The organism is Paenibacillus sp. J22R67 (genome assembly GCF_059692175.1).
On sequence record NZ_JCAUAX010000003.1, the window covers coordinates 606,070 to 630,647 of the forward strand.

Annotated in this window: 25 protein-coding genes; 6 read left to right on the plus strand and 19 right to left on the minus strand. The window is 45.4% G+C overall.

Features of this window, described 5'->3' with window-relative positions; all coding sequences use genetic code 11:
• Positions 1-116: 116 nt before the first annotated feature.
• The 12 genes from AC58VC_RS14740 to AC58VC_RS14795 form a co-directional block, all read right to left on the minus strand.
• Positions 117-1,442, minus strand: coding sequence for a GntP family permease (locus tag AC58VC_RS14740; RefSeq protein ID WP_497369494.1), 1,326 nt, complete (start codon positions 1,440-1,442; stop codon positions 117-119).
• 82 nt (positions 1,443-1,524) lie between these two features.
• Positions 1,525-2,238, minus strand: a complete 714-nt coding sequence (locus AC58VC_RS14745) for a GntR family transcriptional regulator (RefSeq protein ID WP_497369495.1) — start codon at positions 2,236-2,238, stop codon at positions 1,525-1,527.
• Positions 2,239-2,249: 11 nt separating this feature from the next.
• Entirely contained in the window at positions 2,250-3,266 is a 1,017-nt protein-coding gene (locus AC58VC_RS14750; protein WP_497369496.1) for a sugar kinase, read from the minus strand.
• Complete coding sequence (gene dagF, locus AC58VC_RS14755; RefSeq protein ID WP_497369497.1) at positions 3,259-4,014, minus strand: 2-dehydro-3-deoxy-phosphogluconate aldolase; 756 nt, start codon at positions 4,012-4,014, stop codon at positions 3,259-3,261. Before dagF ends, AC58VC_RS14750 begins: the two co-directional genes overlap by 8 nt.
• A gap of 1 nt (position 4,015) precedes the next feature.
• Positions 4,016-5,119, minus strand: coding sequence for a DgaE family pyridoxal phosphate-dependent ammonia lyase (locus AC58VC_RS14760; RefSeq protein ID WP_497369498.1), 1,104 nt, complete (start codon positions 5,117-5,119; stop codon positions 4,016-4,018).
• Positions 5,097-6,197, minus strand: coding sequence for an amidohydrolase/deacetylase family metallohydrolase (locus tag AC58VC_RS14765; protein ID WP_497369810.1), 1,101 nt, complete (start codon positions 6,195-6,197; stop codon positions 5,097-5,099). The genes AC58VC_RS14760 and AC58VC_RS14765 overlap by 23 nt, the downstream gene beginning before the upstream one ends.
• Before the next feature lie 280 nt (positions 6,198-6,477).
• The gene (locus AC58VC_RS14770) at positions 6,478-7,125 is read right to left on the minus strand and encodes a nitroreductase family protein (RefSeq protein ID WP_497369499.1); all 648 of its coding nucleotides are present in this window, start codon (positions 7,123-7,125) and stop codon (positions 6,478-6,480) included.
• 80 nt (positions 7,126-7,205) lie between these two features.
• Positions 7,206-8,309, minus strand: coding sequence for an efflux RND transporter periplasmic adaptor subunit (locus tag AC58VC_RS14775; RefSeq protein WP_497369500.1), 1,104 nt, complete (start codon positions 8,307-8,309; stop codon positions 7,206-7,208).
• A 13-nt stretch (positions 8,310-8,322) separates the two neighbouring features.
• The gene (locus AC58VC_RS14780) at positions 8,323-9,660 is read right to left on the minus strand and encodes an ABC transporter permease (RefSeq protein WP_497369501.1); all 1,338 of its coding nucleotides are present in this window, start codon (positions 9,658-9,660) and stop codon (positions 8,323-8,325) included.
• Positions 9,657-10,349: an ABC transporter ATP-binding protein gene (locus AC58VC_RS14785; RefSeq protein WP_497369502.1), complete on the minus strand. Its 693-nt coding sequence runs from the start codon at positions 10,347-10,349 to the stop codon at positions 9,657-9,659. The genes AC58VC_RS14780 and AC58VC_RS14785 overlap by 4 nt, the downstream gene beginning before the upstream one ends.
• 24 nt (positions 10,350-10,373) lie before the next feature.
• The gene (locus AC58VC_RS14790; RefSeq protein ID WP_497369503.1) at positions 10,374-11,552 is read right to left on the minus strand and encodes an MFS transporter; all 1,179 of its coding nucleotides are present in this window, start codon (positions 11,550-11,552) and stop codon (positions 10,374-10,376) included.
• Positions 11,553-11,574: 22 nt separating this feature from the next.
• Positions 11,575-12,909: a multi antimicrobial extrusion protein MatE gene (locus AC58VC_RS14795; RefSeq protein ID WP_497369504.1), complete on the minus strand. Its 1,335-nt coding sequence runs from the start codon at positions 12,907-12,909 to the stop codon at positions 11,575-11,577.
• A gap of 181 nt (positions 12,910-13,090) precedes the next feature.
• Here AC58VC_RS14795 and AC58VC_RS14800 point away from each other — a divergent pair, with 181 nt between their 5' ends.
• The 5 genes from AC58VC_RS14800 (at position 13,091) to serS (ending at position 17,728) form a co-directional block, all read left to right on the plus strand.
• Positions 13,091-13,405: a hypothetical protein gene (locus tag AC58VC_RS14800; RefSeq protein ID WP_497369505.1), complete on the plus strand. Its 315-nt coding sequence runs from the start codon at positions 13,091-13,093 to the stop codon at positions 13,403-13,405.
• A gap of 30 nt (positions 13,406-13,435) precedes the next feature.
• On the plus strand, positions 13,436-14,068 hold the full coding sequence (locus tag AC58VC_RS14805; protein WP_497369506.1) for a hypothetical protein: 633 nt from the start codon (positions 13,436-13,438) through the stop codon (positions 14,066-14,068).
• A 31-nt stretch (positions 14,069-14,099) separates the two neighbouring features.
• Complete coding sequence (locus tag AC58VC_RS14810) at positions 14,100-15,125, plus strand: tetraprenyl-beta-curcumene synthase family protein (protein ID WP_497369811.1); 1,026 nt, start codon at positions 14,100-14,102, stop codon at positions 15,123-15,125.
• 35 nt (positions 15,126-15,160) lie between these two features.
• Positions 15,161-16,129: a 6-phosphofructokinase gene (gene pfkA, locus AC58VC_RS14815; protein ID WP_497369507.1), complete on the plus strand. Its 969-nt coding sequence runs from the start codon at positions 15,161-15,163 to the stop codon at positions 16,127-16,129.
• A gap of 315 nt (positions 16,130-16,444) precedes the next feature.
• The gene (gene serS, locus AC58VC_RS14820; protein ID WP_497369508.1) at positions 16,445-17,728 is read left to right on the plus strand and encodes a serine--tRNA ligase; all 1,284 of its coding nucleotides are present in this window, start codon (positions 16,445-16,447) and stop codon (positions 17,726-17,728) included.
• 59 nt (positions 17,729-17,787) lie between these two features.
• Here serS and AC58VC_RS14825 read toward each other — a convergent pair whose 3' ends face one another.
• Together AC58VC_RS14825 and AC58VC_RS14830 are read right to left on the minus strand one after the other, a co-directional pair.
• On the minus strand, positions 17,788-18,747 hold the full coding sequence (locus tag AC58VC_RS14825; RefSeq protein WP_497369509.1) for a D-2-hydroxyacid dehydrogenase: 960 nt from the start codon (positions 18,745-18,747) through the stop codon (positions 17,788-17,790).
• Positions 18,748-18,887: 140 nt separating this feature from the next.
• Positions 18,888-20,072, minus strand: a complete 1,185-nt coding sequence (locus tag AC58VC_RS14830; RefSeq protein ID WP_497369510.1) for a putative glycoside hydrolase — start codon at positions 20,070-20,072, stop codon at positions 18,888-18,890.
• 133 nt (positions 20,073-20,205) lie between these two features.
• Between AC58VC_RS14830 and AC58VC_RS14835 the strand changes: the two genes are divergently transcribed.
• Complete coding sequence (locus tag AC58VC_RS14835) at positions 20,206-21,333, plus strand: MFS transporter (protein WP_497369812.1); 1,128 nt, start codon at positions 20,206-20,208, stop codon at positions 21,331-21,333.
• 45 nt (positions 21,334-21,378) lie between these two features.
• Here the strand turns inward: AC58VC_RS14835 and AC58VC_RS14840 are convergent, their stop codons facing one another.
• From AC58VC_RS14840 to AC58VC_RS14860, 5 genes are all read right to left on the minus strand, one after another.
• Positions 21,379-21,615 (minus strand): Sec-independent protein translocase subunit TatA/TatB, encoded by a 237-nt coding sequence (locus AC58VC_RS14840; protein ID WP_161409296.1) that lies wholly within the window; start codon positions 21,613-21,615, stop codon positions 21,379-21,381.
• A gap of 129 nt (positions 21,616-21,744) precedes the next feature.
• A complete protein-coding gene (locus tag AC58VC_RS14845; RefSeq protein ID WP_407945420.1) occupies positions 21,745-21,903 on the minus strand; it encodes a hypothetical protein in 159 nt (52 codons plus the stop codon).
• Positions 21,904-22,065: 162 nt separating this feature from the next.
• A complete protein-coding gene (locus AC58VC_RS14850) occupies positions 22,066-22,890 on the minus strand; it encodes a YitT family protein (protein WP_497369511.1) in 825 nt (274 codons plus the stop codon).
• A gap of 149 nt (positions 22,891-23,039) precedes the next feature.
• On the minus strand, positions 23,040-23,729 hold the full coding sequence (locus AC58VC_RS14855) for a DUF4247 domain-containing protein (RefSeq protein WP_497369512.1): 690 nt from the start codon (positions 23,727-23,729) through the stop codon (positions 23,040-23,042).
• Positions 23,730-23,780: 51 nt separating this feature from the next.
• Positions 23,781-24,317 carry a DUF4178 domain-containing protein gene (locus AC58VC_RS14860; RefSeq protein ID WP_497369513.1) on the minus strand — a complete coding sequence of 179 codons (537 nt, stop codon included), beginning with the start codon at positions 24,315-24,317 and terminating at the stop codon, positions 23,781-23,783.
• Between the last annotated feature and the right edge of the window lie 261 nt (positions 24,318-24,578).

A 24,578-nucleotide genomic window follows, 5' to 3' on the forward strand; every position in this document is an offset into this window, starting at 1 on the left:
CACTTATAAATAGAGTGTCATAGCACAAACAACAGAGACAGTCCCCTGTGGGGCTGTCTTTTTTGCTGTAAGAAAGGCCTGTACAAGTCCAATTAGGAGATGCACAGGCTTTATAGTTAAACGAACATATCGATGATCAGCACGGTACCGAATGCAATGAATGAAAGGAGTGTTTCCAGCACGGTCCACGTTTTGAACGTTTCTTTGACGGTTAATCCGAGGTACTCCTTCACCATCCAGAAGCCTGCGTCGTTGACATGGGAAAGCATCAGCGAGCCTGCGCCTGTGGCAATAACGAGCAGCTCCAAATTAACACCAGACATATGCTCAACGATTGGGGAGACGATACCCGCGGCTGTCGTTAGAGCGACCGTTGCTGAACCTGTTGCGACGCGAATTAATCCAGCGACCATGAACGCAAGAACGATGGGAGAGAGCGAAATATTCTCGGCCATTTGCGCAATAGAGGTACCTACGCCGCTTGCGATAAGGATTTGTTTGAATCCGCCGCCGGCACCGATAATCAAAATAATCGAACCAACAGGCAGCAAGCAATCATGCGACAGTTTGCTGATATAATTTTTACTCATACCTTGGCGGATGCCCAGGAAGTAGAAGGCAGCGAAACAAGAAATGAGCAGCGCGATCACGGAATTTCCGATAAAAACAAGGAATTTCATGAATCCGCTTGGAACTGGCAGGTAGGGCGCAATGACGGACAAAACCATCAATAAAACAGGCAATAAAATAATGAAGAAGGAAATGCCGGCACCTGGCAATTTTTCAGGTTCAGTGCTTGAATCAAGAAGCTCAGGTTCCTTCTCTGGAACAACACGTTTGTTTATCCACTTGGCAAACAAAGGGCCAGCAATGATCGCTGCTGGAATCGCAATGATCAGGGAGTAGATCAGCACTTTGCCGATATCGGCTTTGAAAATGCCGATAGCTGTCATAGCACCCGGGTGAGGCGGCACCAGACCGTGAACAATGGACAAACCTGCAATGACCGGTAAACCGATGAGCAATATATTTTGTTTCGTTGATTTGTGGATGGAGATCACAAGCGGCAGCAACATGACGATCCCAACGTCAAAAAATACGGGGATCCCAATAATAAAACCGGATAGCAGCATGGCCCACGGCAAACGTTTTTCACCGAAAACGCGGATGAAGAAATTGGCGACTTGGGTGCCAGCCCCGGAGTCTGACATCATTTTACCTAAAATTGTACCTAATGCTAAAATACCGACCAAATGACCAAGAACTGCGCCGACGCCGGTTTCGTAAGCGCCAACGATTTTATCCATAGACAGACCCGCCATTAGCGCGAGGAACAAGCTAGCAACGGTTAAAGATATAAAGGCATGCCATTTCCACCAAGCTACACCAAGAATGACAATGACAATAGCAAGCAGGGTAACTATCAGTAGATACATATTCATCGTAGGATCCCTCTTCTCAAGAAGTTAGTAAGCGTTATCAATGTGTCGACGAGAAAAGGAAACGAGCTTTCAGCCTGTATTCCTAGGTATCGTAATTAACTACATAATTGTGCATTTCGGTACTGTAATGTCCAGCGCTGAATTCGATCAGAGTGCCTTGTTCATCATAGGAATATCGCAATCTGTTCAGTAAAGGCGTGCCTGATTTCACCTGCAGCATGTCCTCCACATGGGAGGAAGCGATGACAGCGGCAAATTCATCCCGATACTTCTCTAAGACAATGCCATGATCTTCAAGGAGCTCATACAGGGATTGTTCGTTCAAATCCGTGAGTTCGATGGTGGCCATTTGCAGTGAGAGATAATGGGAGTAGTGAATATACGGTTTCTCATCTAGGTGGTAAAGGCGCTCGATATAGAAACATTGCTCTCCAAATAGCTGATAGGGCAGTGTGCCAGGTGTATTCGAAACAATTTCAGCACGCAGCAATTGCTTGTGAATCTGGTGGCCTTCTTCAACAAGCACCTCTGTGAACCGTTTCCATTTGGAGAGCTTCGACAGTGAAGCATTGCGGATAACTTTGGTTCCTTTGCCGCTGCCTTTTTCCAAATAACCCTCTTGTGCCAGCTCTTTGATAGCATTTCGAACGGTAATCTTGCTGACGTTGAATTCCTGCTCCAACTGGGGTTCAGAAGGAATATTGGTACCCAAAGGATACACACCGTGTAAGATGCGATCCTTCAGGATATTCATAATTTGCAAATATAAGGGCCGTTTATTGCGGGATAAGTTCACCTAAACGTTCACTACCTTTCTACATCGCCCACAGCTTCCGTCATCGCTCGCAGGATATCGCTTTCTGATGACATTGGCGTATCGCCAACAATGGTATGCGCGAGCATGCCTGCGGCAGCTGCAAAACCAACTGTTTTTTCGGGAGAGAATCCTTGGATTTCCCCATGTACGATACCGCTTGTGTAGGCATCTCCAGCACCAATTCTATCATAGATAGAAAATGTGAGTAGATTAGAAAAGGTGAACGCTTGATTCTTATAAATGAATCCACGTAAGGAATGCGTATTATCACTGTTGATGTGTCGATGTGTGCCTGCAATGACAGCGATCTGATACTTGTCTGCAACCGCTGGAATCAGTTCCATCAGCTGATCATGAGGTTCTGTTAGGTCGGTATGCATGCCAAGGATATACATGGCATCTTTCTCGTTCATCATGACAATGTCAGCAAGTTGCAGCATGTCCTCGTAATGAGGTTTTGCTTTCGCATAACCGCCTTCACCCCAGTGGGCAGGACGATAATTGCAATCGAAAACAACGGTACCTCCGTGAGCTTTGACTTCTTTGGCCAAAGCTTTCATATGCTGGCGTACGTTATCATTCATGGCGAGAGTAATCCCGCAGAAATGGATCATATCGATATTTTTTGAAATCTCTGCAAAATTATAAGTGCTTTCCGGGGCAGTGTTGAAACTGCTTTCCTGCCGGTTGGAGTAGGTCACACGGCTGGGCCGCGCGCCGAAACCATTTTCTAAGAAATACATGCCGACAAAGTTGCCGCCGCGGATAATCATCGAAGAGTTGATGCCTAACTTGCGTAAATAAGCTTCTGCAGCATCTCCAACTGAGTTGGACGGCAATCTGGAGACCAGGAACCCGGTATGACCGAAGCGAGCAAGCGCAGAGCTGATGTTCACTCCAGTACCGGAGAACGTGTAACTCAGCGAGCTGGCTTGGGACAAGAGTTCATAACCTGGCACCTGCAGGCGCATCATAACCTCTCCAAAAGCAGCAATTCGCTTAGCCATGTTGATCAACCAGTTTCTTCATGATGCTGAGCAGTTCGCGTACATCGGGTGTATTCGTTTTTCCGGTTGCTTTGTCAATGATCGACGAATACACGTGAGGGATGACTTGCGGAACTTTGGCTTCGAGCGCGATGCGCAGAATCGTTTCAAAGTTTTCCATGTCGATGCCGCCAGTTGGCTCTAACGCAAAGCCTTCTTCGCCACAAGCCTGTGCAACGGCGCGAAGCTCGTCTTCACAGCTGAGTCCGTTCATCGGGAAATACTTCAGGGCATTTCCGCCCATGTCGCGAACAAGCGCGATAGCTGTTTTGACAGGTACGATGGCATGCTCAGCGTGAGCTGCGCTCACAGGACCTGTTGAGATATTGACATAGCCGACGCGGCCAGTAGGGGAGACCAAGCTGTTGATCCAGCTGTCTTGCTCGCCAAGGTTAGCGCGTGTAGCACCAACAGCTGGGAACACTTGATTGATGTGAGTGCCAGGGTAATGCTTGGCAATTGCGGCAACCACAGCTGCTTGACGATTGTCCCCAGCGCCTAAACCGATAGATACGGCTTCGTCAATCGCTTTGCCGTATTCTTTCATGGCAGCAACGGCGGTTTCCACGGTTGGATAGTCTTTCGATAGAACGCCGACAAGCACATAACCTTCTGCGGCTTCGAATACTTCTTTTGCATTTTCAACGGAGTTAGCAAGCACGTTTAGAGCTGCGCGGCCTTTATATAATCTTTTTGCCATATTGGACATGTTATTGACCTCCTGCTAGTTTGTGGATTTGAGTAGCGATAACTTCGATGTCATCACCTTGAAGCGGACGTGGATCAATATCAAAATAGCCTTGTCTCACGCCATAATCGCGTGTGTAAATAGCGATTTCGCCTTCGCGAAGTCCATTTACGACTTCCTTAGCAGTCGTCCCGGCTTGCTCGGGATCAATTTGAATACGTCCACGGAAAATGGCGCGGCCTGCTTCGTCTTGTACGATCGACACTCTAATGCCTTTTAATTCGCTTAGCGGCATTAGCACTTGCAAAGCTGCTTTTTCTTGCTCGCTTTTGTCTTCTTTGACGCCATATTCATCGAGTGCTTGAAGCAAGCCGAAGGAAGTTTCTTTGCCGACTTTCATGCTCCGGCCTATGCCGTGCAGTTGAACCTTAAGCCATTCGATGTAGGTACGTTTGCCGCCGACAATACCTGAAGTGGGGCCTTCAATTGCTTTGGAACCGCTGTATATAGCTAGATCCGAGTATTTCACATACTTTTGAATATCTTCTTCCGCAGCGGCATCTACGATCAGAGGCACATTATTACGCACTGCGATATCCCAAGCTTCTTCAACAGAAATCATATTTTTTTGGACAGCATGATGGGATTTCACATACAGGATAGCGGCCGTATTTTCAGTAATCGCATCTTCAATATGTTCAGCTTTCCCTTCATTGGCATAGCCAACTTCGATGAGCCTTCCGCCACCAAGGTAAACCATGGTCTCAACAGGAGCTCCGTACTGAACGTTGTGACCCTTGAGGATGATGATATCACGTTTGGCAATCGGGTCCTGATGCAGCCGCTCGCTTGCTCGGCGATTTCCCTGAGTTACCACGGCCGCGACGGAGAGTGCGATGCCGCTGGATGCCGAGTTAACGACAACGGCAGCTTCAGAACCAAGGATATTGGCGATATAGTCGCCGGCTTTATCTACAAGATCAGCAATCTCGACATAATTTTGTCCACCATGTTTCATAGCTTCCATGACCGTGTCGGTCGGTGCGGATACTCCGAGAATACTCATGCGTCCACTGGCATTGATGACACGTTTAAGACCGTATTTAGCATTTAATGAGAGCGCCATTTACAACTACTCCTTTAGATTGAATTATTCGATCTGCCGTACGTGTGTCCCCTTCAGAATCCACGAGCTGAATCTCTTCATTCTGAACGGTAAAAAGTGTGAGATTAGCCGTATCTCCAACCGCCATTCGACCAAGCTCCGGTTTGTTCAGCCAATTTGCAGCATGGGTAGTCACAGCCGCAATGACCTCTTCAAGTGAGTAGCCTAGGTACAGGAATTTCGTCAGAACATGGGACATACTAAAAACAGGACCATTCAAACGATTCCCGCGATAGATATCCGTAGAGATCGTGTCCAAACCGATATGATGCTTCTTAGCGGCTTCCGCAACTTTGAAAGAGAAGCTAGCTGTGCCGTGGCCGACATCCAGATGAACGCCTCTTTCAATCGCCTTTGTTAGCACACCCAATGGCTTCCCTTCCTTATCAAAAAGATTATTAGCCTTCCCATTCAAATAATGGGTAATGATATCTTTCTTTTCTAAAAGCGAAATGACATCTTCGATGCTCGGCGGTCCAGAACCGATATGGACCATCAAAGGGAGAGCGGTCGCTATTGAAAGTGCTCGTGCAGCACGCAAGGGCTCAATGCCGGAATCGCGAACAACACTTTTGCTAATTCTTGCCTTTAAACCGACGATGAAGTCTGCATAGTTCTTCACAGCTTCTACAACCTTCTCATGATTAATCCAAGTCATGTCGGATAATTCATCGATCCTTTGTAATCCAATGTGCGAAATGTTCAAAAAAGCAAACAAGTTCGTTAGAGCGCTTTGTCTGCTTGCTGCTAGTTCAGCGATACGGTCAGCTCCGCAGCTTCCGGCGTCAACGATCGTGGTAACACCTTGTTTAATGCCGATCTCATCGATTTCATCGCCGTAAGGATCAAAGGCAGGAAAAGCATGAACGTGCATATCAATCCAACCGCTTGAAACATATGCGCCTGAGTAGTCAACGATCTGTTTGCCTTGTCCCTGCCCGGGACTAGTCAATTCCGCAATTTTTCCGCCTTCAATTACAACATCGAGAAATTCTCCGTTTACTTGCTTAACATTGTGTAGGACGAATCGCTCCTGCATGCCTGTCACCTTTTCCATAACTCGAATTATGAACGCTTTCACTAAGTCTTCCATGTAGGTTCTCCTACTATGTAGGAGAAGGTTATAAACTATAAAATGAGTATAACGTTATAATGTTAGATTAGCATATCGGGTTGATTAAGTAAATATAACGTTATAATGTTTGTGGTGGTAATTTTGGCATAGTTGTGTAGACAATTTGCTATATTCGTGTAGTGCAAGGCGCACGCACTTAAATAGAAAGGAGCTGCCCGCGAATTGCGGCAGCTCCTTCTTATAATTAGTCGATAATTTGAAGAATATCATCAATTTCTTTGCGAGCCAATTTGCCCGGGCGATCCTTCGGATGACCAAGGGAAATGACCATATTGATCTGACATTCTTCCGGAATGCTCAGATATTCACGAATTTGATCTTGGGCTAGCAAGACAGGCCCAGTCATCGGGCACGTCGCGAGACCTCTGGCATGCGCGGCAAGCATTAGATTCTGGGAGGCTAGGCAGGAACTTTTGATTCCTTCTTCCGCCCATACCGCATCTTCAACAAGCTCAATAGGATCAAAAATCCGATCGCGGAACTTCGATTCGTAAGGCGTTGCTAGGCAAATGATCAGCACAGGAGCATTGGAAAACGCGGTAGCATAAGGTCCAAATGATTTCACAAGCAGGCGCGCTTCCCGGGAAAGACCTTTCTGCTCGGCCTCAGACGCTCTAAGATGAAGCTGTTCCCAAGTCAATTGTTCGATATGTTTAATCTTTTCTGTATTTCGTATCGCAATAAACTGCCACGTTTGGGAGTTCGTATCGCTTGGCGCATAGCGGGCACAGTCGATAATTTCTCGAATATCTTCCGTTGAGACTTCCTGCTCAGTAAAATTTCGAACGCTGCGGCGCTCTAACACAATCGTCTTAAAATCCTCATAATTCATAAAAAACAATTACCTGCCTTTGCTGCTTCATTTTCGATATCATTATTACTTGGTCCTAAGACTATAGTATAAAACAGTTGTTACTGCAGCACAACCGTATCTCCCTCTTGGAGACCCTTAATGACCTCTGTTTTTTCGGGAGTTTCCAAGCCGATCTCAATTTCACGGCGTTCTGTGCCTTGCGGAGTCTGCAGCATGACGTAGTAGATATCTTTCTCATGCATCACAGCTAGCGTGGGAACGACGGTTGTTCCGCTTTTTTTCTCTGTCTCAATTGTCCCCGAAAGACTGAGTCCTGCGATAAGCTGCTCATCCGGTTCTAGAGAAATAGTTACCTCGAATTGCGCAGAAGATGTGCCTTGATCGGTGCCAGTTTTGGCAAATTTGGAAACTTTCTCAACTTTGCCTTGCAGCTTTTTCTGTTTAAGGGCATCTACTTTTACCTGGACGGACATCCCTTGCTTAATCCGGAATACGTCAAACTCGCCTACGGTACAAACAAGCTGCAGTTTCGTCAAATCCACGATTTTACCGATTCGTACGCTTTCCTCGACAGATTTGGGGATTTTGGAGGAATCTTCGAACAAGAAGATGCCGTCCTCAGGTGAAACAAAAGCCGCCTGTTCCACTTTCTCTTGCTTTTTGGCCAGCTGCAATTGAATGGATTCATCGTTTACCTGATTCAACTGCTCCTGGATTCTGCGTCCTTCGGAAGCAGCAAAGCGTGACCTGGAATCATCTTCGCTGACGGCACCAGCTGGTATGCTGGTTGTTTCGCCTTCCGGTCCAGCTGCTTTGAAACTCGCAAGATCAGCCTCAAGTTTCTGCTTTTTTAAATTGGATTGCAGCGTTGCGATTTCACTTTTCAGAGGTGTGGCATCAAGCTCAAACAGCAGCTGTCCCTTTTTAACTTGAGCCCCGTCTGTGATCTGCCATGCTTTAATTTCGCCGCCAAATGGTGCGTAGACACGTGTTTCTTTCTCGTAAGACGACTTTCCTTTTACTTCTACACTGTTGACTAGATCCTCTTTGGTCACTTTAAATTGCAGTGCGTCAGGAGCAGCGGAGGTTTCCGTACTTGCTCTCTTCATGGCATTGGGATGGCTGGATATGTATAAAAAACCGCTAATACCGCAGATCAAGAGGGCTGTTATAAGCAGCACCCATGTTTTCTTTTTCCTCATGCTAGGCAAACTCCTATTCTCGTTTAATTGCTGTCAACGCGTCCGTTCGCGAAGCTTTAATAGCGGGGTATAGTCCTGAAAGAACGCCGGTCATAACAGCGAAAAACATGCCGACCGGAAGAATCCAAAAGGAAATGAATAAAATTTCTGCAGGCTCTCCGGCATTAGATCCGAATCGAATAATGAGTAGATTGATTCCCCATATAACCCAATAAGAAAGGATAATACCTACAACGCCGCCTAACATGCCTAACAGCGATGATTCTACAATAAACATGTTACGGATTTGTTTTAAATTCGCACCAAGCACTTTCATGATGCCGATCTGTCTTCGGCGTTGATGAGTGGACATCGTCATAGCAACAACAATGGAAATCGAGGCTACGAACAGCACAAAAAGACCGACACCTGTGAGGAGCAACCTTACGATAGCGAATTCGCCTTTCATCCGATCCTCTTGATATAAATTCGTTTGCGTATTGAGCTGGAGCTTCTTTATCCACTCATCCACTTGCTTGACATTGACACTATTGTCGATTTTCACTTTCACTTCGGAGTATTGAACGATACCGTTCTGTGATGTTTTGTTCAGCGCCTCCAAAATTTTCTGACCCGTTTGCGGAGAGACGTAAGCCGTTTTGTTCCCTTGAAGCATGGACTCGGGCAGACCATCCGGTTTTTTCAAAATGCCAGTAACCCGGAGTGTCACTTCTCTCGGTTCAGCCTGGCTTGTACCTGAATTCCCTCCTGATTGCTCTTGTTTGAGAAGCAATTGTTTTTGATAAAGTGGATAAGGGATCGCACCCATTTGACGGTAAGTTTCTGACTGCTCTTTGGTTGGATTCTGCTGCATCAGCTTATTTCTAGCTTCTATCGTCTTCATATCCAGAACGCCGAGGGTTGTCCCATAATTGAGTACAATGTGGTTGTCCTGATTACTAGCTCCGCCTTGCCCAAATTTGGAGTCGAAATCTTCTAGCGCACTTAGCTCAGTAGCAATCAGATGAAGATAACTTTGTTTACCATCATCAACTGTGAAGCTGAATTGTCCTAAATCTTGAAAACTAGCAACGGATTTTACATGTGGAAAAGTACGAATGAGATCGAGTTTGCTCGTTGTTAGTTTCGGAGGACTGTTCGGGTCATTGTTTTGTTCTGAAATCGTAATTTCATCTGTTTTGAGATAGAAGCTCATTTGCTTCTGACTGTAGTGCTGAATGGATTCACCAAATCCCAGCGCCACCATAATGGAAGCAGAGCCGATGGCGATTCCTACGGTACATAAGGCTGTGACGACTTTGCGCCGCTGCAGCTGGTCCCAGCCAAGACGAACGTAATCTTTGAACTTCATCCTGCTTCACCATCCTGCTCGTACCCTTCCAGCAAGTATCCGTCGCGAAGCTGTAAAATCCGCTGCGTTCGGCGCGCTACCTCATGTTCGTGAGTAACGATAACGAAGGTGATGCCGGAATTCTCATTTAAATCAATGAGTAAATCTATGATCTCGGCTTCCGTCTTCGTATCTAGATTACCTGTAGGTTCGTCAGCAAAAACGATCGTTGGTTTCGTAATGAGGGAGCGAGCGATACTGACACGCTGCTGCTGTCCGCCGGATAACTGTGAAGGAAATAGATCCGATTTATCACCGATACCAACTTTTTGCAGGAGCGCCAGAGCTCGCTCTTTGCGTTCTGAGGCCGCTATACTTTGAAAGACGAGGGGCAGCTCAACGTTCTCGCGGACGGTTAAATGTGCTATTAATTCATAAGATTGGAAAATGAAGCCGATATGTGTCCTTCGAAATTCCGCCAAGCGGTTTTCGCTCATTTTCTCAATGGCATGTCCTGCGATGGTAATACTTCCTCGGGTGGGCTTCATTAAGCCCGCCATTAAATTTAGCAATGTTGATTTCCCGGAGCCCGAGCTTCCAAGCAAAGCGACCATCTCGCCTTGCTCAACCCGGAAACTAAGTTCATGCAGAACGGGAGTATCCTCTTGCCCTGTGCGGAAACTATGAGATAACCGTTCAATGGCTAACACGTAATCATTCCCTTCAATAAAAAACTATCTGGTACCCGGCAAACGGTCATCGTTTTGGAATAGATGTGTAGCAAGGAAGCCGATCGCTGCAACGATCGATAAACAGCCGGCAATGACGTAGACCGTGCTTCCCCCCACAGCGTCATACATCCAGCCGCCCAACATGCCGCTGATTAATCCAGCGATACTGGACCAAGCCACAGCAAAAATCGCTTGTCCGGACGAACGGTATTCGTCGGGTATAATTTGGCTAATGTAGCGATTGGCCGTTATGAGGAATACACCAAATGTTAAGCTATGCAGCAGCTGAACGCCGATGATCCATGCGGGATTATGGATGGAGCCCATGATGAAAAATCGCAGGGCGTAAATGATTCCCGCAAAGGCAAGAAGCGGTAATTCTTTAAAGCGGTGCCCGTGCCTGCTTAGAAAGAAAAACATGGGGATTTCACTTAGTGCGGAAGCCATCCAAGCGTAACCGATCACGGAGTCAGAGGCGCCAAGCTGCCGCATATAAAGGGCCAGGAAGCCATCATTAAAGCGGTGGGAGACTGACATGATGATGATCAAAATTAAGAACCAGACAAACTTCCTAGAACGCAAAATGCTCAGCATACCGCCTAAAGCCATTTTTTTGCCGCTTTGACGTGCATCCTTCAGGAAGAATACAAGGATTAACGTGCAGGTAATGGTAAACAGACATAGAATTGGCGTGAGTCCTGTCCCATAATGTCTAAGCAGCAAACCAAATCCTCCGGCCGATACAGCAAACCCGATGGAGCCCCACACACGGAAAGAGGCGTAGCTTTTGCCACTTGCCCGAATACTCAACATGAGTTGGCTGTCGTTGAGAGAATTAACCGGCTGCTGAAAGAAGAAAAACATCGCTAAACAAACGTACAAAAGGGAAAACCATCCCGCAGTAAACACTAAGATGGCTGTGATGAGCTGGCCAAAGATCAGAATGATCATAATTTTTTTGACGGTTTGAAAACGGTCGCTCAAGAAACCCCATAATAAATTTGTCGCGATCCCAATCAGCGGCCCAATGGCATACAGCAATCCAATTTGAATCTTGGAATATCCTTTGTAATCAAAGTACAGGGGGAAAAAAGTGACCACGATGCCCATTGTCATAAAAAAGGAAAATGTGAACAAACGGAGCAGGCGATGTTGTGACTTTATACCATTAGACGTATTCATAGATGATTATCACTCGTTTTCACTACAAATTTTTTGAAGATAGGCTTGGCAGTGGATCCTCGGACGTTCGTTTGAGCACGTAAACCACGACCATCAGCTCAGCTAGCGTGCCAACGGATTGTGCTAATGCCCCAATCATTCCGTTCCAATCAGGTACTGTCCATATGGCAATGAAAAGGGTTAATACCGTTATCGTAGCATTCGCCGATTGCGAGAAAATCATAATTTTCGTTTGTCCTCTGAGCATGATAATTCCGTTCATATAATCCAACCAAGGGAATACTAATGTCATAATCATAAAGATTCGCATAGCATGAAGACTGGCATACATAAGCTCGGAATTAACACCCATCACATGGATCATAAACCAAGGACCAAGAGGCGTATAAGCAAGAATAGCGATTAGAGCTCCAGGAATGAAGCTAAGAATCAAAACAAACCGTAGAACGGATTTTGCATCTTTGCGATAGAAATTCAATACGATTTGATGAATATAAGAGAAAAAACTTAAAACCAGCTGTGTTAAGGAGCCGGCAATCGCAAAGGAAGATATAGCAAGGTGGATATGCGTTGTTTTTCCCAAGATAGCATTGATAGATGGGCCGATGATGACGGCAATAATAGATGAATACAAGAGCGGCTTATAGAAGCTGAAAATTTGCTTTTTGCTTTCAATGGGATGGCCAGGTGCCTTTTCCGGAATGACTTTCTTAAGTAAACTGGTGCCTTCCCAGATGGCTACTAAAGCTTCTATTACCATGCCCATTAAAAAAATAATCGCGCCAACTCGTCCACTAGAGACATTATCTGTTGTAATAAAATATAACGATAATAAATACATAGCGACGATTCGTACACCCATCCCGATGGTTAACCATTTGGTCCGCATATTAAAAATAATAATGCCGTGAAATAAACACCGCAGTCCGGAAAAAATGCTTACGTACATCAATATACGGTAAACACTTATCGTAGAGTCTAATAGCTCGCGTTCGACACCAAAGAAATAAAGAAATACCCACTCTCCAACTGGTGTGTAGCATATAATGAGACCAAGAAGGACGATACAAGCAAATACATAAGAACTAACCGCCGCCATAGCTCGAAATGAGATGCGGTCCCTGACGAGGGCTGAACAAGCTTGTCTGAGCAGAACAGCTGGTCGCTCGGTAATACCTAACAAACTTAGAGGTAGCGCATAGCTGGCAATGACCAATTCGGGATTATCAGCCCGGGCAAGTGTGCTATTAATGATAACGTGCGAGAGGGTAACTAACGTTGCGGAAAGACCGAGGGGGAGAAAAAAGGAGATAAGCTGATTCCATGAGATCGTTCTTTTCATAGTTGAAGCGGTCATTTCTGTATCTCTCCTAACGAATTGTCCCTTCTAAAAACGTTAATTAAGTATACCAGAAAATGAAATATTGTTGACATACAATTTTAACTGGAAACCCAAGGTTTGAAGTGATACATTTAAAGGTAGAATGTTTGTTGAACTATCGCAGCATGTTTTTACTGCAAGGAGGTAATTCAGAAGAATGAGCTGCTATTTTCATTACAATGCCAGACTTGGCATTGAGACGCCAGCTTTAGAACAAGATTGGGACTCTTACCCCTCTGATGTGCGTGTTGAAATCCTATTTCGATGGGAACAAATTCGAGGAGTCATACCCGACCGGATCATGAAACTAGAAGGCGCAATTATTCGTAAGCAAAACCAGTTGGATCAAGAAGATGATTTTATAACTTCCTGTCGTTTGAATTCCGAAATTGCTGATTTGGCATCGATTATAAATGATCTTCACCTTTGGTTCCGGATTAATCAGGATTTGGAAGCGAAGACCCACCATTAAGTTTGTCTAATGAAAGGGAGAGTGACTGGCATGCATAGCAATAAAGATGGTGCAGACTGGCTGGAAGCTATTGCGAAGCCGCTCTTGGAGCATCTGCCTGCCTTATATCCAATTGAAGAATGGGATTTAGCAATGGATGCGAACATTGAAGCGATGTTACCGGCTAATATAATCCAAGGCAATCCGGAGCAAGAGATGTATGGCTTGGCCATCAAAGCAGGTCTTTATTTACTGAATGAAAGCCTCGACAAGTCGCATGATATTGCCCAGGAAATTACAAATACTACAGGCAGTTATTGGCACGCTCTTATGCACCGGATGGAAGGCGATTATAGCAATGCGAAATATTGGTTTAATGATGTCGGCCATCATCCTATTTTTTCGAATTTGATTGCCTGCGTGAGAGATTATTTGAGTGTGAAAGACTTAGCCGATCTAGACAATGAGGCGTTGCGCCAGAAACTGGAAGTGCTGATTACTTCCCCTGTTTGGAATCCATGCGTATTCATTGACGTGGTAGAGCTTCAGGTATCCCTGGTTCAAAATTCAACAGTCGATAGTTGGCTGAGACATATTCAACGTTACGAAATGCAGCTGCTGCTGCAGTATTGCTATGAACAAAGTTGTGGAGGAAGTCTGCTTGAAGCAATTGGACAGAAGTAGTACGAAGGTTCCGCAAGGTCCGCTCCGGTTAATGCTCAGGGTGTATCGATACATTTTACCGGATGTAAGCGAAGAGCTTTCCATGTGGAAGACAAGAGCGGAGAACATTCCGGATACTGAACTGCGTACGCAAGCTTTAGCCAGCATAGCAACGAAGAAATTTCATTGTCAGGGCGGCGCCGTTTATGCGGCTGCCAATTTGTCGATGCGTCATGTACTAATACCGCTCATCGTTGCATTCCAGACGATCAGCGATTATCTAGATAATTTATGTGATCGCAGCACTTCTTTAGATCCGCATGATTTCCGACAATTGCATCAATCGATGCTGGATGCCATAGATCCTTCAAAGCCTCTGCATGATTATTATGCGTTCAGGCAGGAGAAAGAAGACGGCAACTATTTAAGGGATCTTGTTCTGAAGTGTCAATCCTGTATTGATTTGCTGCCGTCGTATGGACAAGTCGCGGATCAGGTGCGGGATTTCGTTGCTTTATATTGCGATTTACAAGTGTACAAGCATATCCGCAAAGATATGCGAGAACCCGAGCTTCAGCAGTGGTGGAAACTCCATCATCATCGTTATCGCCAGATTGATTGGAATGAATTTGCGGCAGCTACGGGGTCGACTTTAGGGATGTTTATGCTGTTCTTGGCAGCATGCGATACGCAGTTAAATGACAAGCAGGTGGAAGCGATTCGCGAGGCGTATTTTCCTTACGTTTGTGGGCTGCATATCTTGCTTGATTATTTAATTGATCAGGAAGAAGATATTCTTGGTGGAGATCTGAACTTCTGCAGCTATTATGGCTCTATGGAGGACACGGTTGAGAGGATTGCATTTATCGTGCAGGAAGCGCGCAGCAAAATTTTGTTCTTGGAACATCCGCGATTTCATCGTATGATAATCGAAGGTTTGCTCGCGCTCTATTTGTCGGACCCTAAAGTGAATGGACAACAACAAGTTAAAAACATATCCAAGCGTCTTATGAAAAATAGTCCGTTAACCCGGTTGTTTTTCTGGCTAAATAGCATGTATATCCGTACGACATCATGAATGTCATTCACAAGAATTTGAAGGAGGAAATTGAAATGTCAGCAGTAAAATCAATTGCAGTTTTAACAAGCGGAGGAGACTCCCAGGGGATGAATGCGGCGGTACGTGCGGTTGTAAGAAGCGCATTGTTCCATGGACTCGAAGTTTACGCCGTACAACGTGGCTATCATGGATTAATTAACGATGATATTCGCAAAATGGATCTCAGAAGCGTTGGAGATATTATTCAACGTGGAGGAACGATCCTGCAGACAGCACGCTGCAAAGAGTTTTTGACGCCAGAAGGTCAACAAATCGGTGCTGATAACCTGCGCAAGCGCGGAATTGACGGCTTGGTTGTTATTGGTGGGGACGGTTCCTACCAAGGAGCGAACAAACTAAGTAAATTGGGTATCAAAACGATGGGTCTGCCAGGGACAATCGACAATGATATTCCGTTTACGGACTTTACGATCGGTTTCGATACAGCGGTAAGTATCGTAGTGGATGCGATTAATAAGCTTCGTGATACGATGACGTCCCATGAGCGTTCATCCATTGTAGAAGTTATGGGTCGTCACTGCGGAGAGATTGCACTCTACGCGGGATTAGCCAGCGGTGCGGAAACAATTATCGTTCCGGAAGTTGAAGTTGACATTTGCGAAGTGGCTAACCGTATGAAAGACAACTTCTCACACGGCAAACGTCACAGTATCATCCTGATCGCAGAAGGTGCAGGAACTGGCGATGGCGTTGCGAAGCAGATCACAGAGGTAGTCGGCATTGAGCCGCGTGTTACCGTTCTAGGTCACATCCAACGTGGTGGAACGCCGACGCATAACGACCGTATCTTGGCAAGCCGTCTTGGCGACTTTGCCGTTCGTAGACTGATGGAAGGCGATTCTTCCAAAGCTTGCGGTGTCATCAAAGGCGAGTTAGTCGCTACGGATATCGACTTAGTAGTTAATACCAAGCGTGAATTCAACAAAGAATTATATGAGTTGGCAAGTCGTTTATCCCAATAAGCTTAGTAAGTAGTGAGCCTATTGACCTGAGGAATGACTTCGTCTATAATAGCGTACAACGTACAAAGCGACATTATGTCTATGAAGAGCATCCAACTCGGAGACGTTTATGATCGGAACGGCTGATGACTGAATAAGCATCGACTCTCTCTAAGTAAACCGGCACCGCCCGTTATCGCGGAACCAAGCGGATGATGGCAAGAAATTGTCTTCATCAAGTTGGGTGGCACCGCGAGCAGAACGCTCCTCGTCCCAATTCGGACAAGGGCGTTTTTTGTCTTTTTCACATAATCGAAAAGGAAGCGGTGACGGAGGATGCTGGATATCAAATGGATTCGCAACAATCAAGATCAGGTTAAGGAAGCTGCTAAACAAAAGGGAATAGATTGTCCCTTGGAGGAGCTTCTCGAAGTTGAAGAGAAGAAGAGGCAGATGCAGCATCGCGTCGATCTGCTTCGGGCAAATCGCAACCGAGCTACTGCGCAAATTGCAACGCATATGACTGAGAAGAACCGAACGGCAGCCGACGAGCTGAAAGAGCAGGTTCGCAGCTGGAATGTTAGTCTGGCTGCGGACGAAGAGGAACTATCGAACTATGAGGAGCGGTTCAAAGAACTCATACTGACAGTTCCGAATCTCGTTTCACCTGACACACCTGAAGGGGCTACGGACCAAGATAATGTTGTCGTGAAAATAGTAAGAGAGCCTGCAACATTTGCTTTCGAGCCTCGCGATCATTTGCAAATCGGGGAAGATCTAGACATTATAGATATACCAAGAGGTGTTAAGGTAGCTGGAACCCGCAATTATTACCTCAAAGGGATGGGGTTGTATTTGCACCGAGCGGTTCAACAGCTAGCTATCGATCTATTAACGGATCGTGGCTTTACGGTTATGGATGTACCGCTCATGGTTCGTGAAGAAACACTGGTGAATGCAGCGTTCTTTCCGGCAGGCAAGGATCAGACTTATGAGCTGCAGGATGAGAACAAGTGGTTAGTAGGTACTTCGGAAGGACCGCTTGTTTCGTACTATGCGAATGAAATTGTAGATCTGTCGGATGGCCCTATTCAGCTGGCAGCGGTATCGAACTGCTTCCGTAAGGAGGCTGGTTCGGCGGGGAGAGATGTGCGTGGATTGTATCGCGTTCATCAATTTGCGAAGGTAGAGCAGGTAATTGTTTGTAAGAATGATCCGGAGATGGCCGATCTAATGATGGAGCAAATTACGAGGAATGCGGAAGATATTCTTGATCTGTTGGAGCTGCCATATCGAATCGTTGCCGTGTGCGCTGGGGATATGGGAGCCAAAAATTATAAGCAGTACGATATCGAAACCTGGATGCCAAGCCGGGGTGCCTATGGAGAGACGCACTCGTCGTCAAGCCTCCTTGATTTCCAAGCACGTCGTAACGGGCTGCGCTACCGAGATCAGAATGGAGAACTACGCTATTGCTACACGCTCAACAATACAGCGGTAGCCACACCTCGTATTCTGATTCCTTTACTTGAAAATCATCAGCAAGCGGATGGTTCGATCTATATTCCTGCGGCTCTTCGTCCCTATATGAGAGGATTAGTAGCGATAACTGCCAAATAGCGATAAACGCACCTTATCACTCGGAAGTAATTCCGCTTAGGATAAGGTGCGTTTATTGATTAGTAGCCTTCGTGGATGTTCACCAAGTTCATCATTTCTCCGCCATCCAGGAGTGCGCGCAAATTATGATAAAAAATTGCGGCTACACGCTCTGTATAATGAGAAGATGAGCCTGCGATATGCGGAGTGACAATTACATTCTTCATGCTCCAGAGCGGAGAAGTCGCCGGTAAAGGTTCCTGTTCGAAAACATCAAGAGCTGCGCCAGCGAGCTTACCTTCCTGCAGCATAAGCGTTAATGCACCTTCATCAATCACATCGCCTCGCGCAAGGTTAATCAAGAAGGCACTTGGCTTCATTAGGCTCAGATGTTCTTTCGTTATTAAGCCACGTGTTTTCTGAGTGCTAGGCAGAAGCAGGACGACGAAATCGCTTTGGGTAAGCAAAGTGCGCAGCCCATCATCGCCGCTGAGAGTTTGATCATAACCAGACTGCGGCGCACCCGAGCGGTTCAAACCGATAACCGACATATCGAATGCTTTGGCTTTGCGTGCAACGGCTTCACCGATTGCTCCAGCACCTACAATACCTAGCGTTTTACCAGCAAGCTCGCCGACGGTGATACGTTGATACCATTCCTTCTGGAGCTGGCATTCATACAGCTTGTTTGATTTACGTACCCACTGAAGCATAAGACTGAGCGTGAACTCACTCATCTGGATCGTATGCACTCCGCGCGCGTTAGTCAGCGGGATTTCTCGCTCTGCCAACTCTTGGAGAGGCAGCTTGTCGACTCCAGCGGATAATGTTTGCATCCATCTGAGCTTAGGGGCTCTTTCTTTGGTGACGTATTCCGGATTAATCCGACCGGCTGTAATGATTACTTCAGCATCAGCAACATGCTCAAGTGCATCTTTTGAAGATTTAAACCATTGGAATTGGCTGCGGTCTTTTAGGTCCTTCGGCATCTGCTCCTGCATAAGGGATAGATCCATATCCGTAATGGCAACAATTTTCATTTCTCCAACTCCTTTAGAATGTCTCTTGTAATTGGCACTTGTGTAACTTTTAGTGTACAGCTTAACCTCAAATCTGGTAACATAATCTTGATTATACGATAAAACACCCTGAGGTATATAGCCTCAGGGTGTTTTCTTGATTAATAACTAACATTAGGTGTGTAGTTGTTATTAGCATTCCAAAGCAGGAATTCGTCTACACCATTATCTTTCAGTGCTCGAATTTGCTCTTGTACCTCATGCGGGCCGTATTTAATGTAACCTGATACCCATGACGCGGTAAAATCTTGAATCCAAGGGCGAATGACTGGCTTCCAACCTTTTTTATCGATTGCTTCTAATTTCTTTGTCGTATCCTTCGATGCACCGTTAATAGTCACATAAGGAGCGGCATCTGGTACTTTAGCGCCAAACCAGCCTGTACTATAATGACTCGGATAAATCATAGGGGAAATGACATCAACATTTTGAGAAATTTTCTCGAAATCTTGTCCAATACCTTCAGCTGCTGGGACGGATGCGGCATATCCGAAAATATCAACGGAAACACGTACGCCAAGCGGTTGCAATTGTTCTTTGGCATACTTGACGAAAGAAGCTACAGCATCGATGCGAGGACGCTCATCTTTGGTGTATTTGAGTGTGTCTGCTCTTTTCTCAAAACCTTCCGGGAACCGGACGTAGTCGAACTGAATTTCTTTGAATCCTGCCTTGACGGCTTCTTTGGCTACAGCGATATTGTAATCCCATACTTCTTTGTTATATGGATTTACGAAGCTGTCCGGGGGATTTTTGCCATTACCCCAAAGGGTGCCGTCGGGATTAACAAAGGATAATTCTGGTTTCTTCTTAGCAAGAACCGTGTCCTTGAAAACAACGATGCGTGCAATGGGATAAATCTTATGTTCATTAAGCGTGCTCATCAGTCCAGGCATATCGCCAATGATTTTCTGGGTGGTACCCATTGCGTCCAGCTCTGGATTGCCTGTTTCCCATGTGATGTAGCCCCAATCGTCTTTGACGTCGATGACCATTGCATTCAGTTCCGTGTCGTCCATCAGTTTCACAAGTGTATTGAGACGGGCACCTCCGGCACTATGCGCGGTAGCATAGACACCTTTAACCTTGGGAGCGTCTTTTTGCGGATCTAGTTTGTTTGTTGGGGCGAGAGGATCAATTGGATCATTAGTCGGGGCTGGTTGAACGATTGCAACGGCATTCTTAGCGTCCAAAGATGCTTGTACGAGCTGCTCGAAGCTTGCGTCAGGGTTAGCGGCAGTAACATTGCCCCAAATAAGGGCAAGTGAAGCAAGTAAAATTTCCATGATGTATAAGTCCTCTCCAATCTTGTTCTCTGCTTTATTATAAAGCAAGCAGCAAGCTCCGCACAGAGGGAATTTGTTGAGAGTTGTAGAAAGAAGGTAGTCGTTGTTGAAACTTGATAAGCAAATTGTATCATTGTCGGGAGTTAACTTTTTTTACTATGCTTCAAGCGCAATCTTAATGCCCTATTTACCCTTGTATTTACAAACGAAAGGTTATACAGCAGCAGAAATTGGACTGTTAATGATGATTGGTCCCTTTATCTCCATATTCGCTCAACCCTTCTGGGGCTATGTAAGCGACAGGTTCAACTCCGTGAAAAACATCGTATTTTTACTGTGGGTGCTTTCATTATTAGGCAGCTTTGGACTTTTTCTAACAAGCGGATTCGGGCTTACACTAGGCTTCATATTACTGCTCTATTTCTTCTTGCTCCCATCGATTCCTCTCATCGATAATTTGGTCGTGAAGTCAACGGCTGTTCGCGGCATGTCTTATGGCTCAGTTCGGGTATGGGGCTCCATCGGTTTCTCGGGGGTAGCATTAATTTCGGGGCTTCTGCTGGATCAATTGGGCGGGGTAGCAAGGATTCCCTATTTTTATTGGGTATTGTGGATTTTTCCATTCCTGCTCCTAGCCTTTATCAAGGATGAGAAGAGTAGTGGGCAGCGAATTACGCTAAGTGCCATCAGTATTATTTTTAAAAGTAAAAGCTTTCTGTGGTTCATGTTAATGATCTTGATGATTTCAATACCGCATCGCATGAATGATGCATTATTAGGCTTATATCTCAATAAGTTGGGTGCCACGGACGCGATGGTAAGCTGGGCATGGGCGATTGCAGCATGCAGCGAAATTCCGGTATTTGCCTTAATAAATCGATACATTCATCGCTATCATGAGCTGACCATTCTTGGAATTGTCGCCATTATCTATACAATTCGATGGATTCTTTATTCAGTCATCACAGATCCTTGGGTGTTAATCGGGCTGCAAGTGACACAAATGCTCACCTTTGCCGTGTTGTGGATTGTCGCCGTGCAATATGTCGTTCGTTTGCTGCCAAAGCAATTTGGATCAACAGGGCAATCCATACTTGCCATGGTGTTCATGGGACTAGCTGGAATTATCGGAGGTTCGATAGGGGGCTGGCTAAGTGAACAATGGGGAGGCGCCAGCATGTATGTGTTCGCAACCGCCATGTCGGCGATTGCGGCGGTTATGTTCTTAGGTACACAGGCGGTTATGCGCGGCAGAAGCTAAAAAAATAAAAGCACCCTGTATAAGTACATTACCGGGTGCTTCTCATTATTTGTTAATCTGACCTGTCTCTGCGTTCGTTACTTCTGCAGGATTGATCTCTTTACGAACCGGTGCAGGTTGATCATCAGATGTGTTGTTACCGCCGTTACCACTCGTTGCATCTTTGAATTCACGAAACATTTTGCCAAAACCTCTGCCAAGTTCAGGCAGCTTATTAGGCCCGAACAAGAGAAGGGCAACAATTGCAACTAAGATGATGTGCCAAGGAGATAATGCTCCCATTTTAGACACCTCCAATAATTTATCTTAAGCTCTATTATATCATGTTCTTATCATAACCTATATAGCCTAATTATTACAAACACAATAACAAAGTGTAAAAAATTGTGCATAATCAGAAAAAGACGCCCCTTAATGATAAAGGGCGTCTTTATGATGTTCCGAAATGCTGAATTGAATAATCTCCATGACATCTTCCGCCTCGAGCGCCTCGATACCAAACCGAAGGACGATCTCAGAGTCCAGCTCACAGCTGGTTAAGAAGGGGTACAACTCGGGTGTTAATTTCATTACAATCCTGGATAATTTGACTGTTTCCACAAGCATCACCCTTCCAATCATAAGATTAGAATAAGAACTACGCCTGAACCACTCACGATGAAACCAGAACTATATGAAATTACAATCATTATAACACAATTTAATTCGGATGAAAGAGGCTGGTTACACGAGTTACGACTTCAGCTTGCGGAATTCGCCAACGACACCAACGGTTTCAACGATATTTACGAACGCTTTTGGGTCTATCTTCTTAATAATACGCTTTAGCTCAGCAAGCTCATAGCGGGTTGTTACAGTCATGAGCATATCATGTTGTTGTTTCGTATAAGCGCCTTCTGTTTTTACTAGTGTGACACCTCTGGGAAGCTGCAGCAGCTCATGTGTCAACTCATCCTTCTGTTTCGTAACGATGAACGCGGTCACCTTAATGTGGCGGATATGTACCGTATCGACGACTTTACCACAGATATAGATGGCTAACATGGAGAAGAGGGCGAGGTCCCAATTATTTTTAAAATAACCGAGAGCCACAATTACGATCCCGTTCATACCGGATATAATCGTACCGAGTGGAAAATCAAATTTGCGGGTTAAAATCAAGCCTACAATATCAAAGCCGCCGGTGGAACCGCCAATCCTTAAGGTGATACCGCTTCCGATCCCGATCAATACACCGCCAAATACTGCGCCAAGGATAGGCTCCTGCGCAACATAACTAGTAGGCAGTATCTGCATCAACCACGCGGTTAAAATGACAGATGCAACACTGATCATAATGAATCTGCGGCCGATAGCAATCATTCCCCAAATCATAAGGGGCAGGTTAAAAATTAAATATAATAAGCCAATATTCCAGTCCGTAAAATAGCCGATGATCATGGCGAATCCCGACACCCCGCCGCTAAGCAGTTGGTGAGGGATGAGAAACATATTGAAGCCGACCGCGACAAGCAGAGCGCCAACTAAAATGATGATGGCATCCAGCGCTTTTTTCAAAAAAAATCACCTCTAAAATAGTATGCAGCATAATGCAAGTATAATTCATTCTTTCAAAACTTCAATCATTATTTAACCACCGTTTAATTAAAATAAACAGAAATAAAAAAGCTGTGTCCATTTCGTGGACAACAGCTTTTCTAATGAGACTAGCGCCGTTTGAAAGAGCCGGTCTTTTTCGTTGTGCTTGGCTTGCTGGTCGAAGGTTTTGTCACCTTATTAGGTGTGGAACCGTCGTTCTTGCGTGCCGTTGAGGAGCTGCCTGCGCTAGGATTTGCGGTCCCGCTCTTGAAAGTTCCCGTCCGATCCGACGTAGTCGGTTTCTTATCCTTAGACGTATCGGTCGTCGGCGTAGTAGCTTTACCAGAGCCTGCATTATACGTTGGTGTCTTCGTATAACCTCGATAATCGTAGGCCCCTCTATTATTGAACCAGCTTCCTCCGAAGAGGTTCTGCAATAAGGCCGCTGTCAAAAATCCTTGTAAGAAGGAGGAATCATAATGGGTTTTGGCATATTCAATACTGTCTACCTGAACCAGGGTGTTCTTGCTCTCGTTAGGATCTTTCTGAATGTTGATGACTTTATCGCTATAAACAAGGAACATTTGATCTTCGGATTCCTTGCTCTTTTCTTTCGGTGACTCTTTCGCGGCCAGTTCAGTTGCAACAGAAGGGACATTTTTACCTTCAACTAAATATACTTTAGAAAGGTTAGTGCCTTTGCCTTCTACACTGACGAGCGGGTACTCATCTTTGATATAACGTACGGCATCAGCGCCACACCCGGTTAGAAGGGCGATGATCAATAAGAAGGAAAGCCATGAGGTCCATCTTTTCACTTTTCAGTAAACCCTCCTTTTGGGGTATGACTAAATGATATCACAGGTGGATTAATGCGTCGATTTCAAAAATTTAATCTGATTGCCCGGTGTCCGTTCCCCCTCGAGAGCTACAAACTTGCCATCTTGCCATTGAAGGAAGAAAAATCTGCGATCAGGACCGAAGTAGCGCCAAAAGATAACATCATCACCACTACGGAAATCGGTGTTTCCTTCAGTCCTCGTAACATCATTGCGATGAAACTCTAAGTCGAAAGTCAAATCGTCATCTAACTCAAGACGGGTTGGGACATCATTAGGGTCATCGAGTGCACCTTCAACAAAGCTGCAAAGGAAACAATCATAGGTTCGTCCTTTTTCCACAATCAGACACTGAATATTTCTGCCGCTTTGCAAATAATAAGCGTAGCGATGCGGAGCGAAACCCCGGTCGAAATAAACGACTTTACCGGATACGACGTATTCCTCTAAGTCTACATTTACAATGTCCCCAACTCTGGCGTCTTCAAGCGGGTTGCCAGCGGGGGTTGTTTCTGGTACTTGTTTCTGACTTCGCAGAATGCTGCTTACACGTTTAAATATGGACATTGAAAAACGCTCCTCTGTTCCGAATGTTGTTCTAATCTGTAATACGTTTAGCTTATGCTTAAGGTTTCGTTCTCATCATTCGTTGTGTTCATGAAAGCAGCCTCTGGCATTGTGCATATAACTTGTGCTATAATATTTTAGATGTTCTTAAGGGCGGCCCATTGGATCATGGAAGATGATGAATCGAAATGTTATCCACCAAGAAACTATAGACACGGATAGGAAGTCGTACTTAAGGGTAAAAAAGATACAAGGCATTAG

Excerpts from the sequence above, each read along its gene's own strand:
- AC58VC_RS14740 (WP_497369494.1), bottom strand. The coding sequence starts at position 1,442 with ATGAATATGTATCTACTGATAGTTACCCTGCTTGCTATTGTCATTGTC.
- AC58VC_RS14750 (WP_497369496.1), bottom strand. The coding sequence starts at position 3,266 with ATGGCTAAGCGAATTGCTGCTTTTGGAGAGGTTATGATGCGCCTGCAG.
- dagF (WP_497369497.1), bottom strand. The coding sequence starts at position 4,014 with ATGTCCAATATGGCAAAAAGATTATATAAAGGCCGCGCAGCTCTAAAC.
- AC58VC_RS14760 (WP_497369498.1), bottom strand. The coding sequence starts at position 5,119 with ATGGCGCTCTCATTAAATGCTAAATACGGTCTTAAACGTGTCATCAAT.
- AC58VC_RS14765 (WP_497369810.1), bottom strand. The coding sequence starts at position 6,197 with ATGCAGGAGCGATTCGTCCTACACAATGTTAAGCAAGTAAACGGAGAA.
- AC58VC_RS14770 (WP_497369499.1), bottom strand. The coding sequence starts at position 7,125 with ATGAATTATGAGGATTTTAAGACGATTGTGTTAGAGCGCCGCAGCGTT.
- AC58VC_RS14775 (WP_497369500.1), bottom strand. The coding sequence starts at position 8,309 with ATGAGGAAAAAGAAAACATGGGTGCTGCTTATAACAGCCCTCTTGATC.
- AC58VC_RS14780 (WP_497369501.1), bottom strand. The coding sequence starts at position 9,660 with ATGAAGTTCAAAGATTACGTTCGTCTTGGCTGGGACCAGCTGCAGCGG.
- AC58VC_RS14790 (WP_497369503.1), bottom strand. The coding sequence starts at position 11,552 with ATGAATACGTCTAATGGTATAAAGTCACAACATCGCCTGCTCCGTTTG.
- AC58VC_RS14795 (WP_497369504.1), bottom strand. The coding sequence starts at position 12,909 with ATGACCGCTTCAACTATGAAAAGAACGATCTCATGGAATCAGCTTATC.
- AC58VC_RS14800 (WP_497369505.1), top strand. The coding sequence starts at position 13,091 with ATGAGCTGCTATTTTCATTACAATGCCAGACTTGGCATTGAGACGCCA.
- AC58VC_RS14805 (WP_497369506.1), top strand. The coding sequence starts at position 13,436 with ATGCATAGCAATAAAGATGGTGCAGACTGGCTGGAAGCTATTGCGAAG.
- AC58VC_RS14810 (WP_497369811.1), top strand. The coding sequence starts at position 14,100 with ATGCTCAGGGTGTATCGATACATTTTACCGGATGTAAGCGAAGAGCTT.
- pfkA (WP_497369507.1), top strand. The coding sequence starts at position 15,161 with ATGTCAGCAGTAAAATCAATTGCAGTTTTAACAAGCGGAGGAGACTCC.
- serS (WP_497369508.1), top strand. The coding sequence starts at position 16,445 with ATGCTGGATATCAAATGGATTCGCAACAATCAAGATCAGGTTAAGGAA.
- AC58VC_RS14825 (WP_497369509.1), bottom strand. The coding sequence starts at position 18,747 with ATGAAAATTGTTGCCATTACGGATATGGATCTATCCCTTATGCAGGAG.
- AC58VC_RS14830 (WP_497369510.1), bottom strand. The coding sequence starts at position 20,072 with ATGGAAATTTTACTTGCTTCACTTGCCCTTATTTGGGGCAATGTTACT.
- AC58VC_RS14840 (WP_161409296.1), bottom strand. The coding sequence starts at position 21,615 with ATGGGAGCATTATCTCCTTGGCACATCATCTTAGTTGCAATTGTTGCC.
- AC58VC_RS14845 (WP_407945420.1), bottom strand. The coding sequence starts at position 21,903 with ATGAAATTAACACCCGAGTTGTACCCCTTCTTAACCAGCTGTGAGCTG.
- AC58VC_RS14860 (WP_497369513.1), bottom strand. The coding sequence starts at position 24,317 with ATGTCCATATTTAAACGTGTAAGCAGCATTCTGCGAAGTCAGAAACAA.